Source organism: uncultured Aquimarina sp. (assembly GCF_947495315.1).
In the GTDB taxonomy this organism is placed as follows: Bacteria; Bacteroidota; Bacteroidia; order Flavobacteriales; family Flavobacteriaceae; genus Aquimarina.
This window is the reverse complement of sequence record NZ_CANLYD010000008.1, coordinates 52,925-77,643: the sequence shown is the minus strand read 5'-3', so window position 1 is coordinate 77,643 and position 24,719 is coordinate 52,925. Positions and strand designations below refer to the sequence as shown.

The 24,719-nt window shown below is 34.3% G+C and carries 17 protein-coding genes; 16 read left to right on the top strand and 1 reads right to left on the bottom strand.

All coding sequences use genetic code 11. The annotated features are described in order from the left end of the window. Positions 1-8 precede the first annotated feature (8 nt). The 10 genes from Q0910_RS15230 (at position 9) to Q0910_RS15185 (ending at position 14,053) form a co-directional block, all read left to right on the top strand. Positions 9-758 carry a LytTR family DNA-binding domain-containing protein gene (locus Q0910_RS15230; protein ID WP_299218278.1) on the top strand — a complete coding sequence of 250 codons (750 nt, stop codon included), beginning with the start codon at positions 9-11 and terminating at the stop codon, positions 756-758. A 439-nt stretch (positions 759-1,197) separates the two neighbouring features. Next, positions 1,198-2,187, top strand: coding sequence for an AraC family transcriptional regulator (locus Q0910_RS15225; protein ID WP_299218276.1), 990 nt, complete (start codon positions 1,198-1,200; stop codon positions 2,185-2,187). 73 nt (positions 2,188-2,260) lie between these two features. Continuing rightward, positions 2,261-3,919 carry a serine hydrolase domain-containing protein gene (locus Q0910_RS15220; protein WP_299218274.1) on the top strand — a complete coding sequence of 553 codons (1,659 nt, stop codon included), beginning with the start codon at positions 2,261-2,263 and terminating at the stop codon, positions 3,917-3,919. 164 nt (positions 3,920-4,083) lie between these two features. Continuing rightward, on the top strand, positions 4,084-4,833 hold the full coding sequence (locus Q0910_RS15215) for a DUF3471 domain-containing protein (RefSeq protein WP_299218272.1): 750 nt from the start codon (positions 4,084-4,086) through the stop codon (positions 4,831-4,833). A 39-nt stretch (positions 4,834-4,872) separates the two neighbouring features. After that, positions 4,873-5,238 carry a hypothetical protein gene (locus tag Q0910_RS15210; protein WP_299218271.1) on the top strand — a complete coding sequence of 122 codons (366 nt, stop codon included), beginning with the start codon at positions 4,873-4,875 and terminating at the stop codon, positions 5,236-5,238. Between the two features lies 1 nt (position 5,239). Then, positions 5,240-5,767, top strand: coding sequence for a sigma-70 family RNA polymerase sigma factor (locus Q0910_RS15205; protein ID WP_299218270.1), 528 nt, complete (start codon positions 5,240-5,242; stop codon positions 5,765-5,767). 6 nt (positions 5,768-5,773) lie between these two features. Further along, positions 5,774-6,118: a hypothetical protein gene (locus tag Q0910_RS15200; protein WP_299218268.1), complete on the top strand. Its 345-nt coding sequence runs from the start codon at positions 5,774-5,776 to the stop codon at positions 6,116-6,118. A 142-nt stretch (positions 6,119-6,260) separates the two neighbouring features. After that, positions 6,261-7,712 (top strand): S41 family peptidase, encoded by a 1,452-nt coding sequence (locus Q0910_RS15195; RefSeq protein WP_299218266.1) that lies wholly within the window; start codon positions 6,261-6,263, stop codon positions 7,710-7,712. Between the two features lie 301 nt (positions 7,713-8,013). After that, entirely contained in the window at positions 8,014-8,343 is a 330-nt protein-coding gene (locus tag Q0910_RS15190; RefSeq protein WP_299218264.1) for a hypothetical protein, read from the top strand. A gap of 403 nt (positions 8,344-8,746) precedes the next feature. Continuing rightward, positions 8,747-14,053: a CHAT domain-containing protein gene (locus Q0910_RS15185; protein WP_299218263.1), complete on the top strand. Its 5,307-nt coding sequence runs from the start codon at positions 8,747-8,749 to the stop codon at positions 14,051-14,053. Between the two features lie 257 nt (positions 14,054-14,310). Here the strand turns inward: Q0910_RS15185 and Q0910_RS15180 are convergent, their stop codons facing one another. After that, positions 14,311-17,523 (bottom strand): sigma 54-interacting transcriptional regulator, encoded by a 3,213-nt coding sequence (locus tag Q0910_RS15180; RefSeq protein WP_299218260.1) that lies wholly within the window; start codon positions 17,521-17,523, stop codon positions 14,311-14,313. Positions 17,524-18,026: 503 nt separating this feature from the next. Between Q0910_RS15180 and Q0910_RS15175 the strand changes: the two genes are divergently transcribed. From Q0910_RS15175 to Q0910_RS15150, 6 genes are all read left to right on the top strand, one after another. Beyond that, positions 18,027-19,337, top strand: a complete 1,311-nt coding sequence (locus Q0910_RS15175; RefSeq protein ID WP_299218258.1) for an epoxide hydrolase family protein — start codon at positions 18,027-18,029, stop codon at positions 19,335-19,337. Between the two features lie 28 nt (positions 19,338-19,365). After that, positions 19,366-20,172 (top strand): DUF481 domain-containing protein, encoded by an 807-nt coding sequence (locus Q0910_RS15170; RefSeq protein ID WP_299218256.1) that lies wholly within the window; start codon positions 19,366-19,368, stop codon positions 20,170-20,172. Positions 20,173-20,174: 2 nt separating this feature from the next. Beyond that, on the top strand, positions 20,175-20,840 hold the full coding sequence (locus Q0910_RS15165) for a hypothetical protein (protein WP_299218253.1): 666 nt from the start codon (positions 20,175-20,177) through the stop codon (positions 20,838-20,840). Between the two features lie 5 nt (positions 20,841-20,845). Further along, positions 20,846-23,113 (top strand): molybdopterin cofactor-binding domain-containing protein, encoded by a 2,268-nt coding sequence (locus Q0910_RS15160; RefSeq protein WP_299218250.1) that lies wholly within the window; start codon positions 20,846-20,848, stop codon positions 23,111-23,113. Beyond that, on the top strand, positions 23,110-23,577 hold the full coding sequence (locus tag Q0910_RS15155) for a (2Fe-2S)-binding protein (protein ID WP_299218248.1): 468 nt from the start codon (positions 23,110-23,112) through the stop codon (positions 23,575-23,577). The genes Q0910_RS15160 and Q0910_RS15155 overlap by 4 nt, the downstream gene beginning before the upstream one ends. Before the next feature lie 61 nt (positions 23,578-23,638). Continuing rightward, the gene (locus tag Q0910_RS15150) at positions 23,639-24,649 is read left to right on the top strand and encodes an XdhC/CoxI family protein (protein WP_299218246.1); all 1,011 of its coding nucleotides are present in this window, start codon (positions 23,639-23,641) and stop codon (positions 24,647-24,649) included. The last annotated feature ends 70 nt before the right edge of the window (positions 24,650-24,719 follow it).

Below are 24,719 nucleotides of genomic sequence, written 5' to 3'. Positions count from 1 at the left end.
TAACCACTATGCTAACAGCTATTATTGTAGAAGATATGCCAGATGCGCTTCAACTTTTAAAAAGTGATCTGGAAACCAATCATCCCGAAATAAAAATTATTGATACTGCTCGAAGCGTAGTAGAAGCTGCTAAGGCGCTTAGAACTAACGAACCTGATATTCTTTTCTTGGATATTATGCTAGGAGATGGTACTGGATTTGATGTCTTGGAAATATTTCCTGAATTAAAATCCAAAATTATTTTTGTTACTGCCAGTGATGAATATGCAATCAGAGCTTTTAAATTTGCCGCTATAGATTATGTATTAAAACCATATTCTAATGAAGAATTAGCACAAGCCGTAAGCAAAGCAAAGCAACAAATCCAACCTAATAAGGAACGCCTGGACATACTTAAAGATACATTATCTGCTCCAGAACAAAAGCCTGACAAAATATCCTTACATACTTTAGATAAAATTATTATAGTAAGTTTAGATGATATTGTCCGTTGTGAATCCGATAGTAACAATACCATCTTTTATTTACAAGACGGTCAAAAGGTTTTTGTAACTAAGACATTGAAATATTTTGCTGATATGCTAAAAAACTATCAGTTTCTACGAGTTCATCAAAGCCACTTAATTAACCTACAATGCATCAGCGCTTTTATAAAAGCAGATGGCGGTTATCTTATGTTAAAAAATGGTGAAAATGTCCCTGTTTCTGTTCGTAAAAAAGTGGAAGTCATGGAAATTCTGGATAGTATGCACCGATAAAACTAAACACTAAAATATTCATATAAAAAAACCACTCACTAAAAAAATGAGTGGTTTTTCAGTTTATTACAATCCTTAATCACATTCTGAAATCTACAATATGATTTTCAAAAGAAAAAAGTAGTTGTAAAAAACTAGTTAACCTAACTGCTAAAACCATATTTTTATAAGCTAAATGAAGACAATAATATAACACTTAAGTATACTCAATTTTAATATCTTTAACGAGTAATGTCTAATTGTAAATTCCTCAGAACATAACCTATCCTTAAATATGCTATTCGATTTCGGTCCCAAAAGTTCGATATTACTGATATTTTTTTGTCAAGGGATTGTTTTTTCAATATTACTTTTTCAAAAAGGCATAAAAGACCAAAACAACGCTAGCAAATGGTTAAGCCTGTTTATTTTTTTAGGTTGTTTGTATATAGCTCCTTTTATGCTGGGGTATGCAAACTGGTATTCACAAAAGATATATAGAGAAATTCTTTTTTTTATTCCGTTCCAACAATTATTTTTAATCGGACCTATACTGTATCTCTATGCACAAAGTTTGTTAAATCAATCTTTCCGATTTTCTAAAAGTCAATGGATTCATTTTATACCTGCACTCCTTTATATCGGATACAGTTTGATTATTTTTATTACAGATAAATTCATACTATCTGACTATTACTTTTACGCGGATGGAAGAGATAAAGATTTTGATTTATGGTATCAAATTGCGGGATGGCTTTCTATGGTATTCTATTTAATTTTGAGTTTACGATATTATTGGAAATACAAAAAAATTGCATTCGAAACCGTGAGTTTTGCTAATTCAGTTCTTTTCAAATGGATACAATACTTTTTTATTGCTTTTCTTGCCTTGCTTATCCTTAGGATATTGTATTTTATCTTGAATCCGGAATGGGGTCAATTCGGTAATAAATTTTGGTATTATTTATGTTTCTCAATCCTTTTTTACTTTATCGCACTAAGTGGGTATTCGAATACAGTAAAATCTTCTGTTCCTTTCCTTGAATTACAACCTGAAATACCAGTAGGATCATCTAAAAAGCAAACCGCTATTGAATCTACTCTATCAAGTATAGAAGAAGAAAAGGTAAAGCTTGAGAAATTGATGGTATCAAAAAAGCTCTATAAAAACCCAACGCTCACTTTATCGGATGTAGCAGTACAAATGAACACACACCCAAAAGCTATTTCGAATCTGATCAATCAGGGGTTTCAGATGAATTTTAATGATTTTGTAAACCATTATCGGATAGAAGCAGTTATTGAAAACATGAAATCTGGCGAACAAAACACCAAAACATTATTGGGTATTGCCCTGGAATGTGGATTTAATTCTAAAGCAACATTTAATAGAGCGTTTAAGAAGAATACTACTTTATCTCCAAAAGAGTTTCTTGTTAAATTATCCTAAAAGAAGGTCTCAAATCTTGATTTGAAGCGTTCAGAGAATATCTATTTGTCATTTTTGTTCAAAAATCAACACCATGAAATCATTCATCCTCTATTTCTTTTTAATACTATTACCAAGCCTAGCATATTGTCAAGACATTAATCAATTAACAGCTTTACAAAAAACAAAACTGGACTCTATCGCTACTAAAGATGTGCCAAAAGGAGCTCCCGGAATTGCCGTAGGTATTGTCAGGGAAGGTAAGATAATTTATGAGAAATATGCAGGATTTGCTGATCTGAAAGACAGTACTTTGATTGATAAAAGATCACGTTTCAATATTGCATCCAATGGAAAACAATTTACTGCTTTGGCTATGCTAAGTTTAATTGAAGACAAAAAAATAGACCTTAACGATGATATTAGAACGTTCTTTCCTAAACTATATCCCACAATAAAATCTAAAATTAAGGTTGCCCATTTACTTAATCATACAAGTGGTATCAGAGATGTTTATGATTTATGGTCTTTACAAGGCATTACTTGGTGGGAACATTCATATACTATGGAAGATGCCTTATCCTTGTTTAGCAAACAAGCTGATCTAAATTGTGAACCTGGTACAACATATTCATATAGCAACTCTAACTACATCTTATTAGCAGAAATTGTAGATAAAGTCTCCGGAACCTCTTTTATAGATTATACCAATCAAATGTTTCGGGATTTAAATATGCCGAATACTTCATTCATTTCCAATCACAAGGCAATCAAAGAGCCTATCGCCAAGCCTTATTTCAATTTTGACACCTGGTTTGGATATGATTGGATTTGGAATATTTATGGCGATGGAAACATTTTCTCCACTTTAGAAGATCAATTGTCCTGGGAACAAATTCTTCAAACAAAAGAAAACAAACGATTCTCAAAACAATTATTAGAAAAAAGTCAATCTTTACTTACGAACTCTTCCAATAAAAAATATGGATATGGCGTAGAATTTGGAGAACACCAGAATATCCCGTATAAATTTCATGGAGGTTCAACAGGCGCCTGGAAAGCCATTGCCGCCAGATTTCCTGATAAAAATTTTTCAATTATCACGCTTACAAATAGTGGCAAAACAGATCCAATGTCGCAAACATTAAGCAGTGCTAATATTTTAATGGATTTGAAATCTGATTCAGAAAACATTCGATTAACTCCAGAAAAAATTGGTCCTTATGTATCTAAAAAAGACATCGTAGGGCTCTACCAATTAAACGATGCCGTATGGCAGTTTGTAGAAAAAGAAGGAGATCTGTTTTTGGTGCGCTCAGGGCGAAATGACACCAAATTAATTAGAGAAGCTGATAACGTTTTTCAGAAATGGAATGATGCACCTTTTAAACAAGAATTTACAAAAAATGAAAACGGCGAGATGGAAGTCACCACCTATTACACCAGAACAAAACCTTTTACACTTACCAGAAAAAATACTGATTTCAGTGATTTTGACTTCAAATCAGTAAACGGAACTTTCCTAAATAAAGAAACAAAAGTAGAATTTTCTATCAAATATATTTCTGGGGTTGACTACAAAATTAGAAGTGGTAAAACAAAAATGAAAGCGATTCTATTATCACCAAATGAGCTGGTCATCAATGACTACAATTATAAAATCACTTTAAAAAGAGGTGAGAACAATGCTATCTCAAATTTACTGTTAACATCTGGTAGAATTCAAAATGTAAAATTTTATAAAATTAAATAAAAACAAATCTTAAGCACATAACTATTTGATTTACAATATTTAAACAAGAATTAAAATTAAACTACAACCTTCTCTTCTAACAAATAGAGCTAATATAGTATTCAGTTTGTAACCTTTTATAAAGATCTGTATCCTATGGGTAATAGTAATTTAATTTTAAAAAAATGACATTCAAATTAAAAACAGTATTCTTTATTTTTCTTCTTGTATCTATTACGAGTGGTTATGCCCAGACTAAATCAGATCTATTTTTAACCTTAAAAGCAAAAGACAGTCTCTTATTTGAAGTTGGTTTTAATCAATGTAATCTTGTTCAAATAGAAAAATTAATTGCTCATGATATTGAGTTCTATCACGATAGAGATGGAATCACTAAATCTAGAGAAAAGTTTATTGCCTCTATAAAAAATAACTTATGTACCTCTGGAAAAAACATCATAAGTCGAGTACTGGATGATTCCAGTTTTGAAGTTTTTCCTTTATATAAAAATGGAGAGTTATATGGTGCTATACAAAATGGCAGTCATAGTTTTGGGCAAACTCAAGCTACCTATTCCCATCTATGGTTAATTGATAAGCAGCAATGGAAACTTTCAAGAGTATTGAGTTACAACCATCACCAAGATCAAAACATTTCTAAAACTAAGAACTTAAAGCTATCTATAGACGAACTAAAGCAATATGTGGGAGCTTATGAATTTTCTCCAGAATTTATATTAACAGTATCACTAAAAGATGGTAAATTATATGGTGAATCTCAAGGTCAAGGTGTAAAAATAAATTGTTATGACAAACATAAGTTTATTGATGATGAACGAACTCATGATTTAGAATTTTTATTGAACCAGAATGGAAACGTAACGGGTTTGCATATGAAAGGTTCAGGAATGGAAATGACAGCCCAAAAAAAATAAAAACGTAGACAACTAAATTTTATAACATAGATAATTAGTATGATTGAATCAATAGTATTTTGCATCGTAGCCATAGCAGCCATTGCTGCCCTATTTTTTGCCTGGTATTTCTATCAAAAAGCAAGAGATAAAGAACGGATATATCTGATAGAAAAAGGCGTGAAATTTTCAGACATTCTAGAAGCTCAAAAGGAACATCGAATTAAATTTATTTTCCCTTGGTTACAACTAGCAATCATAACAAGCGCTCTTAGCGTAGCGTTCTTAATCATAGCATTCATTATTCTATATTTAGATAATGATCTAGAATTGTTCAAAGGTTTTTTAATCACCTGCGTAATTGGTTTTTGCTTAAGTATTTCTCTCTTTATTATAAATTTCATAAGTAAAAAGAGACAAAAGTGATATGGATGACACCTATATTGATAGTGTTCTCTCAGGCAATATTGAAGCCTTTAGCTATTTTATAAAAAAATATAAAAATATGGCATATAGTATTTCTTTATCCATTGTTAAGGATGAACAATATGCGGAAGAAGTCACTCAAGATGCTTTTATGAAGGCATTTAATGGACTTAAATCATTCAATAGAACTGCTCAATTTAGATCTTGGTTCTACAGAATTGTGGTTAATGAGTCTTTTTTACGATTACGATCTTTAAAAAAAAGAAAAACGTTTGTATATATTGAAGAGCAAAGTGATGCTATCTTAGAAGAACAATTTGAAGAAATATCTAAAGATCATACTGATAAAATACACAAAGTTTTATCGCTTTTAGACCCTAAAGAAAGTCTAGCTTTAGAGCTTTTTTATTTACAAGAATTAAGTATAAATGACGTAACAATTATTACTGGTTGGACCACAGCAAACACTAAGGTAATATTGCATAGAGCAAGAAAAAGCGTTCGTCAAATTTGGAAAACCTCTTTATAAAAAATTATGGAAAAAGGACTGCCAGAATTTAAAGATGATTTTGTAACATCTATTGTTAAAAAAGCGGATCGTACAACGTTAACTGACGATTTTGAAAATCAATTGATGAATACTATCCGTCAAACTCATGAGTACAAGAAAGAAGTATCGTCTAAATTGAAAACTTCTATGCACTATTTTCTTGCCGGAATCTTATTAATCGGGATATATGCTTTGAGTATGATTATAGATAAATCAATCTTTAATAGAACAATCGATATAATATCTATACTCATACTATTCTTTTCGATAGGAACGGGTATAATTGTTCTTGCTAATTATAAAAGATTATTTCAATCATTTCAATTTTGAAATGTAGTTACGAGACTAACAGATCAAAATAATGATGTTCCTCCTTTATTATTGATATTTGGTAAAATTCAAAATGGTTTTCTGCAACTATCTTATTAGAGATTGCGTCTCTATACTATCCTATTTGAAGAAGTGTATCTATATGGAAAACAAAAAACTTATAACCCTGATCTTACTCAATGTATTCTTGATAATTAATAACAGTAATGCTCAAAATGAAACATCCTTTGATCCTCTAGAAAAGTTTTCTGCCGATAGCTTAAAAGTTTGGACAAAGGAGCTTATGATAGGTATAGAAAAAGGACATCCTGGATTCTATAGATATACGACTAAAGAGTCTTTTGATAACATTATAGATTCCACTACTCAGACTATAACAGATTCATTAACATCTATAGCGTATTACAGAAAACTTAAGCCTTTATTTGCGCAGATTGGTTGTCTTCACACTTCAATAAATTTATCAGAAAGCTATAATACGTATTTAGATAAAACCTACAAACTACTTCCGATAAACATATTCATAGCAAAAGATAAAAGGATCTTTATTACAGAGAACCTATCAAATAATACGAAGTTACCCATCAGAAGTGAGCTCATTACTATCAATGGCAAATCGAGCTCCGAAATATTAGAAACATTATTAAATACTATCCCTTCTGATGGTTACAATGAAACATTAAAAATACTTTTACTCAATCATCGTTTTTCATTTTGGTATCAAAGTATTATTGAATGTGAGACTTCTTTTAACATTCAAGTGAAGGTTAATGACGAAATTAAAATGTTCCAACTGGATGGTATTGATAAGGAAGCTTTTCCTTCATTTCTATCACAAGAAGGTTCGGATAAAGAACAACTACATTTAGAAATTAAAAATGATGTTGCATTTTTAAAAATTCGTTCTTTTGCTAAAACTACTATAAAAGAAAATGGTCAAAACTTCAAGAAATTCATAAAAAAATCTTTCAAAAATTTAAAAGATCAGGAAATCAAGAAATTGGTTATTGACCTAAGATATAATGCTGGCGGAACAGACGGTAATGCTGTTTTTTTAGCAAGTCATTTTTTTAGTAAACCTTTTAGATATTGGGAAAAGATAGAAGTAACAGAACAAACTGTTGAGCAAATAACAGGAGTCAATCGACTTTTTTATAAGAAACCTATAAAAGTTGGTGACACCTACCATTGGCAAAAAGCCAAGCAAACAAATGAATTTGATTACTATGAGATTCAAAATCCCGCTAAGAACAACTACGAAGGAGATGTTTATATCCTAACCAACGGTTTATGTATGTCTTCCTGTAGCGACTTTGTAGCAATTCTTGCAGAAAATAACATTGCCAAAATAGTAGGGCAAGAAACTGGCGGTGGGTTTCAAGGAAACACTAGCGGAATGATGCCTGAAATCAAAATACACGGTAATATGTTGATTACAATACCATTACAAAAATACACTACTGCAGTAGACTCAAAAAAGAATTTTGGAAGAGGTGCAATTCCAGATTTTATTATGTATCCAACCTTAGATGAATGGATCACAAAAAAGGATATTGAAATGGCTTTTATTCTGGACCATCTAAAAAAAGATTAAAATTAAAGTGACCCTTCCGAAATAGAAATAGATGTTACAAACAAAACAAACGATTCTAAACACAATCGTTATTAAAAAACCAATCCTATTCTCTAACTCTTACAATACAAAGTATCCGGAAAACATTAGAATATTCACTACTAGTTTCATCTTTTACATATTGGACTCAATAAGTATGAGCTAAAAAAGCATCTCCAAAGGGGAAACAACCCCTTAATAATCAGTTTTTTAACTCTTTTCTCACTCCATAGCAAGGTTTACTTTTGTGACTACACAAAATTTAACTTTTAAACCAAACAAAATGGTAGTTTCACACAAAATCAAAGATTATAGCACCTTAATTATTAGTAATTATTCTGGAGGAAAACAAGTAGGCTTCTTATATCTATATGATCCAAATAACAAATATTTGGGATATTTTGGAATCATAAAGGATGGACAAGCACTACCACAAAATGTACAGCACGCAAATAAAATTCTTAATATTTATTTCCACGAAGCTGAGATGGAAACGCTGCTTGATACCCTAAGAAATGAAGATCCTGTATACGTGAAGTTTCATACTACACTAAAATGGGGGTCTCTTAGTACTGGTAAAGAACCTGTGGGTGAAGGAGAAGATACTCCATAAAACAAAAACACTATGTAGTAAGGTGTGATGTTAACGTTACCTAAGAATCATTACCTCTTTTCGAATATCACATCTTATAAACATAATTAATACTTGATTTTCAGTTGCTTATAAAATAAATTTAAGAGGTTTTCATGATCAAATCATAGACCTTAACTTATTTAATTTTATAATACTTAACGTTTACCACGTACCATCTTAGTAAGATTACTTCGTTTTCAAACATCAGATTTGAAAACGGTTTTTTTATTTTTATCCATTTAAAAAAACAACATTATGGCATTAATAAATGCTTAGAAATTCCCGGATGACGAAGAATCTACCCTGTTTACCCCTACCTCAATCAAAATAGTATTTCGATTGTATCGATTTAAACAAAGATTATAATTACAACTTCTGTATTATGACAAAAACAGCAAAACTCTTCGGAAAAAAAATAGATGTGAATAAGATGTCCCATTTATTACCTGAGCATCTAAAAGGAACATATGAATTAGGAAATTGTATAGAAGTATCGTCTACTCGTTCAAGTAATGAAGCCATCAAGATTGATTTTGATGATACCGATTTATTGGCAATTCAGTTTACAGATAAAACAGAGTGGATTGGTCATCTGGAGGATATTCAGGAAATCTATGATACAAAAACTCAATCGAGCCGCTCTGCGGGAAAAGAAGATTACGTCTTCGAACCTTTTATACTATCCAAAGAAACTTCAAGAGGGAGCATTAAACAAGCAGCTATTAAGCTATTCAGTGTTTTCAAACCAAAAAACACAGCTGCAACAACAATAAAAGTACTAGGAGCGCAATATGACAAAAAAGTACAGCCAGAACCTGGTCTTTATTGTCTGGACGCCAATATGGAGCGTAGACCTTATGATATAGAAGATCATAAAAACGGCAGATATCTATTGTTACTACACGGAACACTGTCCACGGCTCAACAAGCATTTGGAGAACTTATAGGAAATGGAGTTTGGCAAGAATTGGTAGAGATATACAAAGATAAAATTATAGCTTTAGAACATGAGACTCTTTCTAAAAGCCCATTGGACAACGCCTTGACTTTTTTGGAAAACACTCCCAAAAACTGCGAAATAGACATACTAAGTCATTCCAGAGGAGGTCTGGTTGCTGATATTTTGGCAAAATGTGATTATCGTAATCGGTCTAATGGTACCATTGGATTTAGTGATGAAGAGCTGAGTATTGTTAGAAAAAACAACAAATCCTTAACCAAGACCATAGCCGAAATTAACAAAAAAGCCGAGGCTCATCGCCTCTACGTAAACAAAGTTGTAAGAGTAGCGTCGCCATCTAGCGGTACTACGATCTTATCTCGCAGAGTAGATCATTTTTTTAATTTATTACTGAATGCTATATCCTTAAGCTTAGGAGTTAGCAACCCTCTATATGGAATTGTCAAATCCTTTTTATTAGAATTACTAGCCCAAAAAGAAGATCCTGAAGTATTACCGGGACTCAATAGTATGATGCCAGAATCAGCTTTTCAGCAAATGATGAATAGTGGAATCTCTAAGGTTCAGAGTGAATTGTATTGTATAGCAGGAGACGCTGAGGTTGGTGGATTCAATTTTGAGTCCTTGAAAGTCATTTTAGCCAATTTATTTTATTTTTCGCCAAATGATTTAGTAGTAGATACACAACGTATGTATCACGGTATCCAACGTAATCAAGGAATGTTTTTTTATGAATCTCAAAATAGTGATACAAATCATTTTAAATATTTTTCGAATCCTGATACCTCTCAGGCTATAGTAGAAGCACTGTCTGTTTCTGAAAAAACATATACTTCATTATTTAAGAGAAAGATCGATGTAGAAGGAGATCGAGGCGTTTTACTGAAGTGGTTCTCCATGAAAAGTGTTAGTTATAAACCTACCACTTATGAAAGAGACGTGGTTATCATTATTCCAGGTATTATGGGGTCTGCACTTGCTGAAGGTGAGGAAGAATTATGGGTACAGTTTAAAAAGATAAAAAAAGGAGCAATAGCGACTCAATTAAATATTAGTAATGATAAAATAAGACCTTCTGGAGTCATCGAGAAATATTATGATAGTTTTGCACAATACTTAAACACCAAGTATGATGTTGTTACTCTAGAATTCGATTGGCGTCTTTCGATATCTAAAGCGGCCGATGAATTAAAAAAAGTTGTAGAAGAGGTTTCTAACGCTTCAAAAGAGTTAAATGTTCATATCGTAGCACATTCTATGGGTGGTCTTGTTGTGAGACAATGCATGATGGCGCATCTAGAATTCTGGGAGGATTATCAAAAAAATAATCAAAACAAATTTGTCATGCTCGGCACACCATGGTTAGGTTCTTACTTAATCATGGAAGTTCTTACCGGACATAGTGGTAGAGTTAAGCAACTTGCCATGTTAGATTTTAAACATAATCGAAAAGAATTACTACGTATATTTTGGAAATACAAAGGAGTATTTGAATTATTACCTATTGAAGATACAAAAAATCGCCCTTTTTGGCAGTCACAGTTTTGGGATGAACTAAAAGAAGATGCCAAAATAGATACTATGCCTAACCCCAAAAACAATCAACCATCACTCCATCACTTCGAAAAATATAGAGAAGAAGTACTATCTTTTTTAGAAGAGATTTATAATAAAGATGACTTCTTTAAAAATATCTATTATATCTGTGGTAATGATGATCGTACTGTATTTGATTATAGATTAGGAAACAGAACTTTTTCGAGTAAAAAGAAACTTATATACAAATCTACTTCGAGAGGAGATGGAAGCGTAACCTGGGATACCGGAATTCCAAAACCACTTATCGGAAGTAAAAATCTTTATTATGCTAATGCGACTCACGGAAGTCTTGCCGATGAAGAAGAAGTATTTAAAGGGGTTGGCGATATTTTAGAAATAGGAAGTACTACCGCATTAGTTAGTACCGAATTCTCTCTTAGAAGCGAAGAAATTATTACGGAAGGAGAAGAATACCCGGTTCCGTTATTTGACTCTGATGAAGTATTCAATACCATCTTTGGAGGCAGAAAAGTCACCAGTAAAATCGAACCTAGCGAATTAAGAGTGGATGTCATACACGGGGATTTAAAAGCTTCATCATTTCCTGTTATGGTAGGACACTTTTTCATGGATTTGATTTTAAGTGCAGAAAAAGCACTAGATAGTTATCTGGGAGGCAGACTTTCTCAGAGGATGGGAATCGGTTATTATCCCGGTAAAATTGGTGAGAGCGAAGTGTTTTTTAATCTTCTGACAAAACCTAAAGGAGCTATCATTTGCGGATTAGGTTTACCCGATGAACTTACCTCTTTTCTTTTAGCAAAAACTGTAAATCTTGCCGTCAGAAAATATGCCATGTTCATGAGAGATAATTACACGCTGCCAAGAGCAAAGCAGTATTCTAAAGGACTTTCTTTTGTGATGATCGGTATTGGATACGGCAAACTTTCGATAGAACAATCGATCAAAGGAATCCTTCTTGGGGTAACCCAAGCGAATAATTACATCAAAAAAACCAATCACGGTCTAAGACCTATTGAAAATGTAGAGATCGTGAACTATTATCAATCACTCTCCAGTCAGGCATATTTTTGTTTAAATCGAATTCAAAAACAAGATGAACGGATTAAGTTCAAGCTACATCCCAAAATTATACGAATGCCTGGAGCCAAAAGGCGTCATTTAATAGAAGAAAACCCATATACCAGATGGTCTAACTTGCATATTGCATGTGTCGGAGAAAATAGACTTGAAGTATACACAAGTAACAATCAAGCTCGAGTCGAAAAAAAGACCACAGGAATTGGAATTCGCCATGTAAAGCATCTCCTGGATAAAGATATATTGGAATCGTCATGGAATACAAAGTTATCAAAGACCCTTTTCGAAATGCTGATCCCCAATGATTTTAAGAATATATTCAGGGATCAAAATAGTATGGTAGTAAAACTAGATAAATGTGCTGCCCAGATTCCCTGGGAATTATTACACGATAGATATATTGATAAAATGCCAGCTTCTGTTATGGCAGGCTTTATTAGACAGTTAATTACCAAAGATAGTTACCAAGTTGAAAACGCAAAACTAAATAACAACAATGTACTAGTCGTTGGGGATCCGTTATACAATCGTGATGACTTAAAACCACTTATCGCAGCAAAAATAGAGGCAGAATGGGTTGTCGATCAAATGAGGTTTAACAGCTATAAACCTAATCCAGTAATACGTATGGAAGCTTCGGATATTTTAAAAGAATTATTTAATTATGAATATAAGATGCTTCATTTTGCAGGACACGGTGTTTATAATCCCGAAAAAGGAGAAATAGGAATCGCCATTGGTGGCGATTTATTCATCGATCCTGGAATGATAAAACAACTCAGTACGGTACCAGAGTTTGTATTTATAAACTGTTGTTACTCTGGAGCGTTGAATGCAGAAGATGATAAATATTATAAATCCAGATATAGTTTAGCAGCAGATGTTGGAACACAACTTATCGAAATGGGTGTTAAAGCAATTGTAATCTCTGGATGGGCCGTGAATGATGCGGCAGCAAAAACTTTTGCTGAAACATTTTACAACAATATGTTTATGGGTTATAATTTTGGTCAATCCGTTCAGAAAGCCCGTATGAGCTGCTATCAGAATCACTCAACCACCAATACCTGGGGTGCCTATCAGTGCTATGGAAATCCATTTTATAAATTCAATAATAATCAAGGTACTGAACACGAAGGATTAGAATACGTAATCTCAGATCAAATCCATACGGATATGGATAATTTGCTAGTAGCCATAAGGGACCAGGAACATAATACCTCTATAACATTAGAAAAATTAGACAACTATCTCCATAAAGCCCGTCAGGCAGATTTACTGGATGCAGTAGTTATAGAGAAAGAAGCTTTGATTTATGATGAATTGGGAATGGAAAACATAGCGCTTTCAAAATTTAAAGAGTTGTTTTTAATACCCAATGGAAATTTTTCTATTTGTGCGCTTCAACACTATTGTACCATTAAATCGTATCATCTAACTTCCGAGAGTGTTGAAGACGATTTAAATGAAATAAAAAAACTGTGTCTGCTTGGGCGTAATCCAAAGCGACTAAACATAGTAGCAAATGCTTATAAAATGGCTTCTTTACTTTTTAAGGACACTCCAAAAAAACAAATAGAATCTTTAGAAAAAGCATTTTCATTATACACCGAAGCTTTTGAAATTGCTTCTGGGGATATCGATGATGGCGATTATCTTGATGCTATTACCAATTTAATTTTCGTAGGTTATATTTTAGAACTAAGAAAAAGCAAAACACTTATTGAACGATTAAGCAATATTAAAACGCTTCAACAAGTAAGTAACGTAAAAGATTATTTATTACAACTACAGGAGAAATTACGAAATATGAATACTGTAAATTTTGATGTATCAATTCAAATAGGTATCACAGAAACTCAATATAGTTTGATGTTACTGAATAATGATTTTAAAGTTGATCCTAAAATAGATATTATAAAAACCTATCAAAACGTATTTCAACTATTATATAGTCCTCGTTATATAAATATTGAAATAAGACAAATTGACTTTTTACTGCATTATATGGAGGATGAAACTCTTATAAAACAATTAAAATCAATTCAGACGGAAATAAGGAAAATGCTAAATCGAGAAACCGATTAGACTATGTTCTTTGGTTTAGAGTACTTCTCATAAAAATTACTGTATTCATACAGGTATATCATCTACTATTTCTATGGTGTAAAATAGCGGATATCTTGGTGGGATTTAGCTTTTTTTATGCGATCTGACTTCGATTTTAAACACCTAATAATAGTATTCGCATTTTCCTTTCTTTGACTTAAAGTATAAGGATGTTCGGTACAAAAATGCTAATGAAACTCTAGATATCGTAGTCAACTTTTAACATCCATTATTAGCTATTTTAACCCCAATTTAGTCATTCTGTACTCCAAAGTAGTCGGTTTAATTCCCAATAGTTTTGCCGCTCCCTTATCTCCACGTATACGCCAATTTGTCTTTTTGAGAGCTTCTAATATAGTTTCACGTTCTTTATTCTCCTGTTCTTTTTTGATGGCTTTAATATCAAAATTCCCATAATCCTGTTTTTCTTTGAGCACTCTTCTTTTAGGTTTTGCAGACACTAATTCCCTAGCCCACGACAATGCTTTTCCTTGGTTTAAAATACAGGCCTGTTCTACTAGGTTTTCAAGTTCACGTATGTTTCCAGGCCAGTGGTACTCTAGTAGCTCTTGCATTGCTTTTTCCTTGATGCCTTTAAAATTTGTATTGAACTTGCCACAATATTTTTGCGCAAAAAAAGTGGCTAAAAGCGGGATGTCTTCAATGCGCTCCCGTAATGCCGGCATACGAATAGGAAAAACATTCAATCGATAGTAAAGATCTGATCTGAACCCGCCTTTTTCCGATTCCTCCAATAAATTCCTATTGGTAGCGGCTATAATACGAACATCCACTTTAATAGTCTCCTTTCCGCCCACCCGTTCAATCTCTTTTTCCTGGATGGCACGTAGCAATTTGGCTTGTAGTTCCAAAGGCATTTCGCCAACCTCGTCCAGAAACAAAGTACTCTTATTAGCCAGTTCAAATTTACCGATTCTGCGTTCAAAGGCTCCCGTAAAACTTCCTTTTTCATGCCCGAAGAGCTCAGACTCTATCAGCTCCTTGGGCAAGGTGGCGCAATTGACCTTGACCATAGGTTTCTTTTTGCGGTCGGATCTATTATGGATGGCGCGGGCTATCAACTCCTTTCCTGTGCCCGTTTCCCCTTCAACCAATACGGTGGCATCGGTATGAGATACCATTTCTACACTTTTAAAAACCTCTCTTAACAAAGGACTGTTTCCTATGATTTCCTCAAAATTATGTTCAATTTTGACCTCTTCTATAAGATAATCGCGCTCTAATTGTAGTTCATGGTTGAGTTTTACAATTTGTTCCTTTGCAAGCATATTTCTAACGGCTAAGGCAACTTGTTCGGATATAGCTTGAAAGAATGGGAAGTCCTTTTCTGAAAAAAAGTCTTCTTGTTTCGTATTAAAACATAGCATTCCGAAGGTTTCTTTTCCACTGCGCAGTCCAATGCCTATGATTTGACGAAGACCAGTGCTATACATGATTTCAAATTGCGGGTGTGGCCATTTTTTCCCATCCTTTTTAATAGTAAAAAGTCGTGGATGGTCACCGGAAGATAGAAAATCGACAGCACTGTCTTTGTGCCTAAAACGACCTAGTAGATTGCTTGTTATGAGTTCCTTTTGCGAAATATCTTCATCTCCCAGAATAGCTATATCGTCCAATATCTCATAATGTTCGTTTTGTTCTCTATCAATAATAAAAAGACCAGCCGAGTCAAATGGAAAAATAGGTTTGATGGTCTCAAAAACCACCTTGAGCAATTCACTTCGATTTTTGATCTTGGTGGCAGCAGTACTAACATTTAGCAGATTTTCAAGTCGTTGTTTCTGTAAGAGCACCTCTTCATTGGCTACAATGTTCTTAACAGCCAGCCCAACTTGTTCAGAAATTGTCTTAAAAAAACCAAAGTCGCCTTCATTGAAAAAATTCTCTGTTCTTGAATTGACACAGAACATTCCGAACGTTTCATTGGCACTTTTAAGCGGAACACATAAAAGTTCTCTAAGACCAGCATCGTACATGACTTCAAGCTGTGGATGCGGCCACTTTTTTCCATCCTTTTTAATATTAAAAACTACAGGTTCCCCAGTTCTGGTGACATAATCAATACCACTACCATTATGCTTAAAACTACCTAATAGTTTTTTTTCAATCAGTTCAACTTGGATACTATCATTTGAACCTAAAATTTCAACTGCATCCAATAAATCATAGTGAAGATCATTCTCAAAATCAATGATGAAAATTCCTGCCGTATCAAATGGAAAGATGGGCTTAATGGTCTCAAAAATTACTTTGAGCAATTCGCTTCGATTTTTAATCTTGGTGGCAGCGGTGCTGATTTTTAACAGGTCTTGAATTCGCTTTTGTCGTGTGAGCAATTCCTCATTGGCCAGTACGTTGTTCACCGCTACGGCTAGCTGGTCGGCAATGGCCTTGAACAAAGAAAACATTTCTTCAGAATACGTGTTTTCTAAAAAAGAATCTACAATAAGGACACCTATAGATTTATCTCCTACTTTCATAGGTGTAAATAGCATTTCTTTAATTTTGCTTGATTTTTTTAAGGTAGGAAAAATAGGGTTTTCAGGAAATTTTGTTATCGCTTCTTCAATAGTTATGATACCCGTCTCAGTAAGGGCCAGATTAACAAAAGCATCCACATCCAAAAAATCACCAAGTCCCTTTTCAAACAAAATTTCATTGCTTTCTACATTGTGGTAATTGTCATTGACGGCCAAATCTTTTACGCGAGTACCCGCTTCGTCCAGTACTAAAAAGCCTACATCGTCTACGGGAATTACTTTGTTGACGGTTTCAAATATAATCTTAAAAAGTTGCTTCCTATCCTGAATAGTGGCCACTGCTTTACTGATGCCCAACAACGTTTCTTTGAACCGTTTTTCTTCCAGCAGTTGTTCATTGGTCATTATATTACTTACCGCTACAGCAAGCTGGTTTCCTATGGTCTCAAATAACTCAAAATCTTTTTCTCTGTAAAAACCTTCTTCTTTACTATTAAAACAGAAAAAACCGATTTTCTTGTTATTGACCATAAGTGGTCCGGCAATCATTTCCTTTAGACCATGTGCTTTCATTAATTCCCACTGGGGATTCTGATAAATTTTTGACTGCGCCTCTACACTAAAAATGATTGGAGTATCGGCATAAAAGAAAGTATCGGGATGGTTTCCTGTATAGGCAAAAGGTCCTAATAGATTATTTATTGCCAAAGAATCCTGTAAGTCATTTTGAGGTAATATACCTTCTTCTAAAATCTCCCAAAAAATATCCAATTCGTGATCAATTAAAAATAATCCTGCATTGTCAAATGGAAAGATAGGCTTTATGGTGTCATAAATCGTCCGTAATAAATCCTTACTGGTGATATTATTAAGTAAAGTGGTGCTTATTTTAAGCAACTCTTTAGAGTATATTTTGTCACTACTTCCTTTTTTCTTCGGCATGATCATTTCAAACTTTATTTACAAAATTATTAAATAATATAACAAAATCTCCAAAAAATTGGATTTTTAAATGTTTTCATTAATAGAAAAAGCAACTAAAATTTAATTGAAAAACAAATACATAAACTTGACTATCAGCGACTTAAATTAATCCTTAAATAACTATTCACTAATGGCACGATTCTAGAAAAGCAAAGAACACATAGAAATACATTAAAAATGAAAATTATCAACTCAGATACAATATAGACCGCGAAAGCGCATAAGGTATTTTTAGTTTCATAATTCGTAGATGAAATCACCTTATTGGTAGATTAGTTTTGACATTGTTCTTTTTTGCTTATAAATTCATTATAAACAATACTCTTTTTGCAAGAGTTAATCAAGTGACCATTTTTTATACCCTTAAAAGCTATGTGTAAAAAGTATATCATTTTTATTTGGATTTATCATACTCATTATTAAAGACATAAAGCTAAGATGTATTGCTATAAATTATTTATCTATTTATGAAGATGCACATCTTACAGAAGACATCAAAAAAACAAATCAAACTAAAACTTAAAAACAATATGATGCATTCAATACTAAAAGTCAAACCTCTATTAATGATAGCATTTTTATCATTAATGATATCTGAATCTAGTTCAGGTCAAGTAGGAAAACCGGAACCATTTAAAATTAATATTCCACAAGAAAAGCTAAATCGAGTATTAACACAATTTGAAAACACAAAATTCCCTGACAAACTCACTACTGGGAAATGGGATCTCGGCACTAGTAGCAATTTCATGGAAACCTTCAGAGCCTTTATTATAAAAGAGTATGATTGGCGTACCGAAGAGACTGCTCTGAACAAATTTGACCAATTTCGAGTAAACATAGACGGCTATAATATTCACTATTATCATGTTAAAGGGGAAGGCAATAATCCTAGACCTGTAATCTTATCCCATGGCTGGCCAGGGTCGGTATTTGAATTTTTAAACATCATAGAACGGTTAACACAACCTTCCAAATTTGGTGGCAACCCCGAAGATGCTCTTACAGTAGTAATTCCTTCTGTCCCAGGTTTCGGCTGGTCGACATTAGCCGAAAATAAGGTGATAGGACCAAAAACTACGGCAGATCTATATCACAAATTGATGACCCAAGTTCTAGGATATCAAAAATTTGGTGCCCAAGGAGGCGATATTGGATCATTGATTGTTTCGCAATTAGCCGCAAGATATCCAGAAAATGTAGTGGGTCTTCATATGAACATTATTCCATGGGATTGGAAACAACCCGAAAATCGCACCCCAGAAGAGCAGGCATGGTTCAATAATGGTCAAAAATTTCAAAGAGCCCAATTCGACTACTTTTTTATGCAGGCGCAAGAACCTACCACGGTAGCTTTTGCACTTCATGATAATCCGGTGGGTATTGCCGGGTGGATATTGGATAAGGCCTATTCATGGACGGACCACGAAGGGGATCTTACAACAGCCATTTCGATAAAAGACCTGGCTACTTTCGTGATGATCTACGCCCTTACTGATACCATAGACAGTTCAGTTTGGTGGTATCACGGAATTTTCTTAGAAAACAACGGGATATTTCATCCCACTCCTGGAAAAAAGGTAAACGTTCCCACAGCCTTTGCCAATTTCCCAAAGGATTTGAAAAACGCCATGCCCCCACGTTCTTGGGTGGAAGACGAATACCAAATTGTACGGTGGACCGAAATGTCTGGCGGAGGTCATTTTGCTGCAGTAGAAAAGCCAGAGTTGTTTGTTAAGGACGTACTTGAATTTTTCAGCAAGGACATTGAAGAATAAATAACAATTTAATCGTATGTAACCAAGAATGAATTTAAAAGTCGCAAGGTTAAAGAAAAAATACTATAACATCCAATTTTTGGTTGCGATCTTTTTTTTACTGAATGTTAGTTATCTAAATGCTCAAAATACCTCTGTGGCTCGGGATAGTTTAACATGGACATATGACATAACCGCTTCTGGATTTATTAGTGATGATGGCAATCAGCGGGTATTATTCAATAATCTAGGTGTTTTTACTGTAGGTAATAACGCATGGTCGGATCGTGTGGTAATGAACTACCAGGTAGGAAAAGTAAGGCGAGAAATTAAAGAGAATGATTTTTTTACATATAACATTTTTAGATTAAACCCTACGGACAAATACTTCCCACTGGCTATAGTTGGATTAGAATTAAGCAATACAAGAGCTATTGATTTTAGATGGTTTGCAGGCATCGGTGGTGGTATACATCTAATAGATAAAGAGAATTTCAAGCTAGAGTTTACAACCACCATCATATATCAGAGAACTAATTATGATTTAACCTTTGATGACCATATAAATGGAATAACTGATGACACTGAAAGTGCTTGGAGAATTACCCCTCGCTTATTTGGTTTGGTTCAATTATCAAAAGGACCAAGATTTGAATACGAATGCTGGATACAACCCTCCTTGGAAAAATTGGATGATTATAATGCCTATGGAAATTTTGCCCTCCTGGTTCCTGTAATCGAAAAACTTTTTGTAAGGCTTGGATGGATTATGACCTATGAATCCATAGTTGCTCCTTCTAGCCCAACATTTGACTCTATTATCAATATTGGTTTCACCTTTAAAAACGATAAATAAGAATGAATTTATTTTTTAGAAAAACAGCATCAGTCAAAAATGCCAAATGGCATAGACCGATTTTATTAACGTCAATGTGCTTAGTACTTTTAGTAAGTATGGTGGGATGTAAATTAAACAATAATAATGGTTATGTCTCAATAGATGAAAACTCGGTTAAAGAGGAATCACTGAAGCACTTTGAAGAGATAACAAAGGTATTGAGACATCCTAGATGTATCAATTGCCATCCAAACGATAACTATCCAAGACAAGGAGACGATATGCACAAGCATCTTTTTAATGTACAACGCGGACCTGAGGATAGAGGAATGACTGGAATGAAATGTACGAGCTGTCATCAAGCTTCTAACAATCTGGTTTCTGGAGTACCAGGAGCTCCTCAACCTAATGACCCCTTGGTATCACGATGGCATCTAGCTCCGCTTTCTATGGGTTGGATAGGTTTGAACGATGCTGAACTGGGAGCTCGATTGTTAGATAAGAAACAAAACGGAAATATGTCACCAAAGGATTTGGTTGAACACATGACAGATGACCCACTGGTATTATGGGGTTGGAATCCTGGACCAGGTCGAGAACCGATACCAATTTCACATGATGAATTTGTGGAAATATTAGAAAAATGGTTAGAAACAGGAGCTGAAGTGCCAAAAAATAAAGATTGACAATTATGAAATCAAATAATAAGATAAACGTAACAAAAGTTTCTCGCAGAGGTTTTTTAAAAACAACTGGGTTAGCAACAGGCGGTCTTTTGCTTCAAGGGTTTTATTTACCTATAGGAGAAGATAACCCCGCACCTCAAATTGCTTTAAATGCTTTTGTGAAAATTGACAAAGACAATGGGATTACCCTTATTTCTCACCAAGCAGAAATGGGGCAGGGAATCAGGACTACCTTACCCGCCATCCTTGCAGACGAGTTAGATGCAGATTGGGACAAGGTAAGTATCGAAAGAGGTCTTACAGATCCTGCTTTTCAAAATCCAAAATTCAAATTTCAGTTTACTGGTAACGCCGAAAGTGTTAGAGCCTTCCACGATGTGTTGCGGATGACCGCTGCGACAGCACGAGAAATGCTGAAAGAAGCTGCTGCTTTAGAGTGGAAAGTATCAGTTAATGACCTTACCACCAAGAGCAGCTACATATTTCTTAAGGGAACTACCAAAAAAGCACCTTATGGCGATTTTGTTGAAAAAGCGAATACGCTTAAACCACCCAAAAATCCACCGTTAAAAAAACCCAGTGAGTGGAAACTTGTTGGAAACAAATCACTGCCTAGAGTAGATGTCCCGGATAAAGTGACTGGCAAGGCTGAATTTGGCATTGATGTGGAACGCCCTGGAATGGTTTATGCGGCCATTGAAATGTGTCCATATTTTGGAGGAAAGATAAAAGAGATCAAGGAGAATAATGTACGAAACATGCCAGGTTTTGTCGACTTAATTAGAATGCCGGTAGCCAACCCAGTAGTTGCTTATCGCCCTGGTTTCCCAAAAAAAGAAGGTATTGTTGTTGTGGCAGAAAGTTACTGGCAAGCAAGAAAGGCGTTAGATGCAATTACCATTATTTATAATTCAGGACCAAATAGTAAGATGGATAGTGATTCTTTGTATAGTGCCTATGAGAAAAAGATGTCTGGCTCTGAATGGTTCGAGACCTTAAACGAAGGTAATTCTGAAGCTATCATAAACGCGTCAGAAAACACTCACGAAGCTCAATATTATAGCGCATGGCAAAGTCACGCAACCATGGAGCCTATGAATGCTACAGCTGAAGTAAAAGGGAACAAAGTAGAGGTTTGGGCACCTACTCAAGGTCAAGAAATGGCAGAGATTTTAGTATCTCAGGAATTAGGATTTGCTAAAGAAAATATTACCATTAATCGCACCTATTTAGGAGGTGGTTTCGGGAGAAGATTGCTAGCCGATTACATCTATCAAGCTGTTTTTGTGGCACAAAAAATCCAACAACCGGTTAAGTTGTTATGGTCTAGAGAAGATGATATGCAGCATGATTTCTATAGACCGGGAGTAATGCAAGGCATAAAAGCATCATTAAATAAGGAAGGATATCCAACAGCATTGGACTTAAAACTTATATCACCTTCGGTTATTCAAGCTGCCACAGCCGTTGCCCATGTATTTGAAGGAGAAGATTTTTCAATTATAGAAGGCGCCAAAGAAACACCGTACCATTTTCCTAACTATCGAATGCGCACCCATTTATTACGAATTCCCCCTCCTGCCTCGGTTTGGAGAACCACTGGCTATGGTCCAAATGTTTTTGCTGTGGAGTGTTTTATAGATGAGTTGGCCTCAAAAAACAATATTGACCCTATCATCTATCGAAAAAATTTAGTGACTGAAAAACGCTCAAAAGCTGTCCTAGATGCAGTAGCTAAAGCCTCGAACTGGTATAGTCCAAAAAAGAAAGGTCATTATCGCGGAGTAGCGATTACACATTCGTTTGAATCCTTTGTTGCACAAGTAGTAGAGATATCAATAGATGCTTTTGGAATACTAGATATACATCAAATAACCACAGCTATAGATTGTGGTACCGTACTGGATGTAGGGATATCAAAAGCATCTATAGAGAGTGGTATTGTTTGGGGGTTGACTGCAGCTTTAACTTCCGAAATAAATTTTAAAGATGGTCGGACAGCTGAAAGTAATTTTAACGATTATACCATATTGGCAATGCCTGAATTTAACCCTAAAATAGAAACCGTTTTTGTAAACAGTGGAGAAAAAATAGGTGGTATCGCGGAGTCAGGGCCTATCTGTACTGCTCCCGCACTTTGTAATGCCATATTCGCCGCAACCGGAGAACGCTTTAGAAGTTTGCCTTTAAAAAAGCATGGTATTTATACCCGCTACTATTCAGAATTTCTTCCCATCTCGCAAAAACCCATTAAAAAATTTACAGCATTATGATAAAATTCAAAATAAATGGTACAGTTACAGAAGTTAAGGATGATCCAGAAACTCCATTGTTATGGGTTATTAGGGATACCGTTGGACTTAAGGGAACAAAATTCGGTTGTGGTAAAGCATTTTGTGGCGCTTGCTCTGTGCATGTAGATAACCAAGTGGTACGATCCTGCTCATTTCCTCTGAAATATGCGTCAGGGAAATCAATTACAACTATAGAAGGAATTTCGGATGGGGAAGCGTTGCATCCTGTACAAAAAGCTTGGATAGCAGAACAGGTACCTCAATGCGGGTATTGCCAATCCGGTTTTATAATGTCTACAGTGAAACTGTTGGAATCAAATCCAAATCCAAGCGATGAAGACATTAACAACTCAATAACCAACCTGTGCAGATGTGGCACTTATAGTAGGGTAAGGAAGGCCATACATACAGCTGCAGAATTAACAAAAAAAGAACAAGGCTAAAAATTAGAGAGTAAGCAATTTAGAATATGCAATCTATTTTTTGGATAACTAAAACTATCTAATGAAATCATTTGAATTAAAAAACATATTGACCTTTTATCAAGATTCAGAAAATAAGGGAATCAAAACTGTTTTGGTTTCATTAGTTGGGTTAGACGGTTCTTCTTATAGGAAACAAGGGGTGAGAATGGCCATTGCTCAAGATGGTACTATGATGGGAGCCATCAGCGGCGGTTGTGTAGAAAAGAAATTATATCACAGTGCTCTTAGTGTTTTCGATAAAAATGTATCTAAAGTGATTTCCTATGATGGAAGATATAAATTAGGATGCGAAGGATTTTTATATATATTGATTGAGCCTTTTTATTTAAATAAAAAAGATTGTGCATTACTCTTAAATACCATCGAAAAAAGGAGGTCTTTCGAAATCGTCTCTTTTTATAGAAAAATGGATGAAATTGAGGGCAATTTCGGATCCTTCTTTTATATCAATGGAATAGAAATTTCAACTAACTCATATTCCATTCATCCTGAAGAAAATTATTTTGAAAAGTTTAATCAGACCATCAATCCCGATATTCAACTTGTAATTATCGGCTCTGAACACGACGCGATAAAACTCTGTAGAGCTGCTTCATTTTTAGGCTGGAATGTTATCGTTATAACATCTAGTAAAAACCCTGAAAACAGAATTAATTTCCTTGGTGCAAAAGCCGTAAAATTCGAACCTCCAGAAACGATCAATTTTAATTTTATTGATTCTTATACATCAGTTGTATTAATGACACATAGTTTCTCTCAAGACTTTCAGTACTTATTAAAATTGGCTCTTGCTCCACCTAAATATATAGGTATATTGGGGTCTTCCAAACGGAAAATGCAATTAGAAAATCAGATATTAGATTTTTTGCCAAATGCAGAGTTGTCTTTTTTAGACAGTATCTATAGTCCCGCAGGATTAGCTATAAATGCAGAAACTCCAGAAGAAATAGCTGTTTCAATAATAGCTGAAATAACATCAATAATGAGTAACAAAGGTTTAGTAACACTGGACACAAGTTTTGTAGGATAATTTCAGCACATATAAATAAAATAAATGGTAAATAAGTATAGGTATACTAACAGAAGATATAAAAACACTG

What these genes read in the sequence shown, in the direction of transcription:
- Q0910_RS15185 (WP_299218263.1), top strand. Translation starts at nt 8,747, where the DNA reads ATGACAAAAACAGCAAAACTCTTCGGAAAAAAAATAGATGTGAATAAG.
- Q0910_RS15165 (WP_299218253.1), top strand. Translation starts at nt 20,175, where the DNA reads ATGAATTTATTTTTTAGAAAAACAGCATCAGTCAAAAATGCCAAATGG.
- Q0910_RS15150 (WP_299218246.1), top strand. Translation starts at nt 23,639, where the DNA reads ATGAAATCATTTGAATTAAAAAACATATTGACCTTTTATCAAGATTCA.
- Q0910_RS15190 (WP_299218264.1), top strand. Translation starts at nt 8,014, where the DNA reads ATGGTAGTTTCACACAAAATCAAAGATTATAGCACCTTAATTATTAGT.
- Q0910_RS15155 (WP_299218248.1), top strand. Translation starts at nt 23,110, where the DNA reads ATGATAAAATTCAAAATAAATGGTACAGTTACAGAAGTTAAGGATGAT.
- Q0910_RS15200 (WP_299218268.1), top strand. Translation starts at nt 5,774, where the DNA reads ATGGAAAAAGGACTGCCAGAATTTAAAGATGATTTTGTAACATCTATT.
- Q0910_RS15220 (WP_299218274.1), top strand. Translation starts at nt 2,261, where the DNA reads ATGAAATCATTCATCCTCTATTTCTTTTTAATACTATTACCAAGCCTA.
- Q0910_RS15215 (WP_299218272.1), top strand. Translation starts at nt 4,084, where the DNA reads ATGACATTCAAATTAAAAACAGTATTCTTTATTTTTCTTCTTGTATCT.
- Q0910_RS15160 (WP_299218250.1), top strand. Translation starts at nt 20,846, where the DNA reads ATGAAATCAAATAATAAGATAAACGTAACAAAAGTTTCTCGCAGAGGT.
- Q0910_RS15170 (WP_299218256.1), top strand. Translation starts at nt 19,366, where the DNA reads ATGAATTTAAAAGTCGCAAGGTTAAAGAAAAAATACTATAACATCCAA.
- Q0910_RS15210 (WP_299218271.1), top strand. Translation starts at nt 4,873, where the DNA reads ATGATTGAATCAATAGTATTTTGCATCGTAGCCATAGCAGCCATTGCT.
- Q0910_RS15225 (WP_299218276.1), top strand. Translation starts at nt 1,198, where the DNA reads ATGCTGGGGTATGCAAACTGGTATTCACAAAAGATATATAGAGAAATT.
- Q0910_RS15230 (WP_299218278.1), top strand. Translation starts at nt 9, where the DNA reads ATGCTAACAGCTATTATTGTAGAAGATATGCCAGATGCGCTTCAACTT.
- Q0910_RS15205 (WP_299218270.1), top strand. Translation starts at nt 5,240, where the DNA reads ATGGATGACACCTATATTGATAGTGTTCTCTCAGGCAATATTGAAGCC.
- Q0910_RS15175 (WP_299218258.1), top strand. Translation starts at nt 18,027, where the DNA reads ATGAAGATGCACATCTTACAGAAGACATCAAAAAAACAAATCAAACTA.
- Q0910_RS15180 (WP_299218260.1), bottom strand. Translation starts at nt 17,523, where the DNA reads ATGATCATGCCGAAGAAAAAAGGAAGTAGTGACAAAATATACTCTAAA.
- Q0910_RS15195 (WP_299218266.1), top strand. Translation starts at nt 6,261, where the DNA reads ATGGAAAACAAAAAACTTATAACCCTGATCTTACTCAATGTATTCTTG.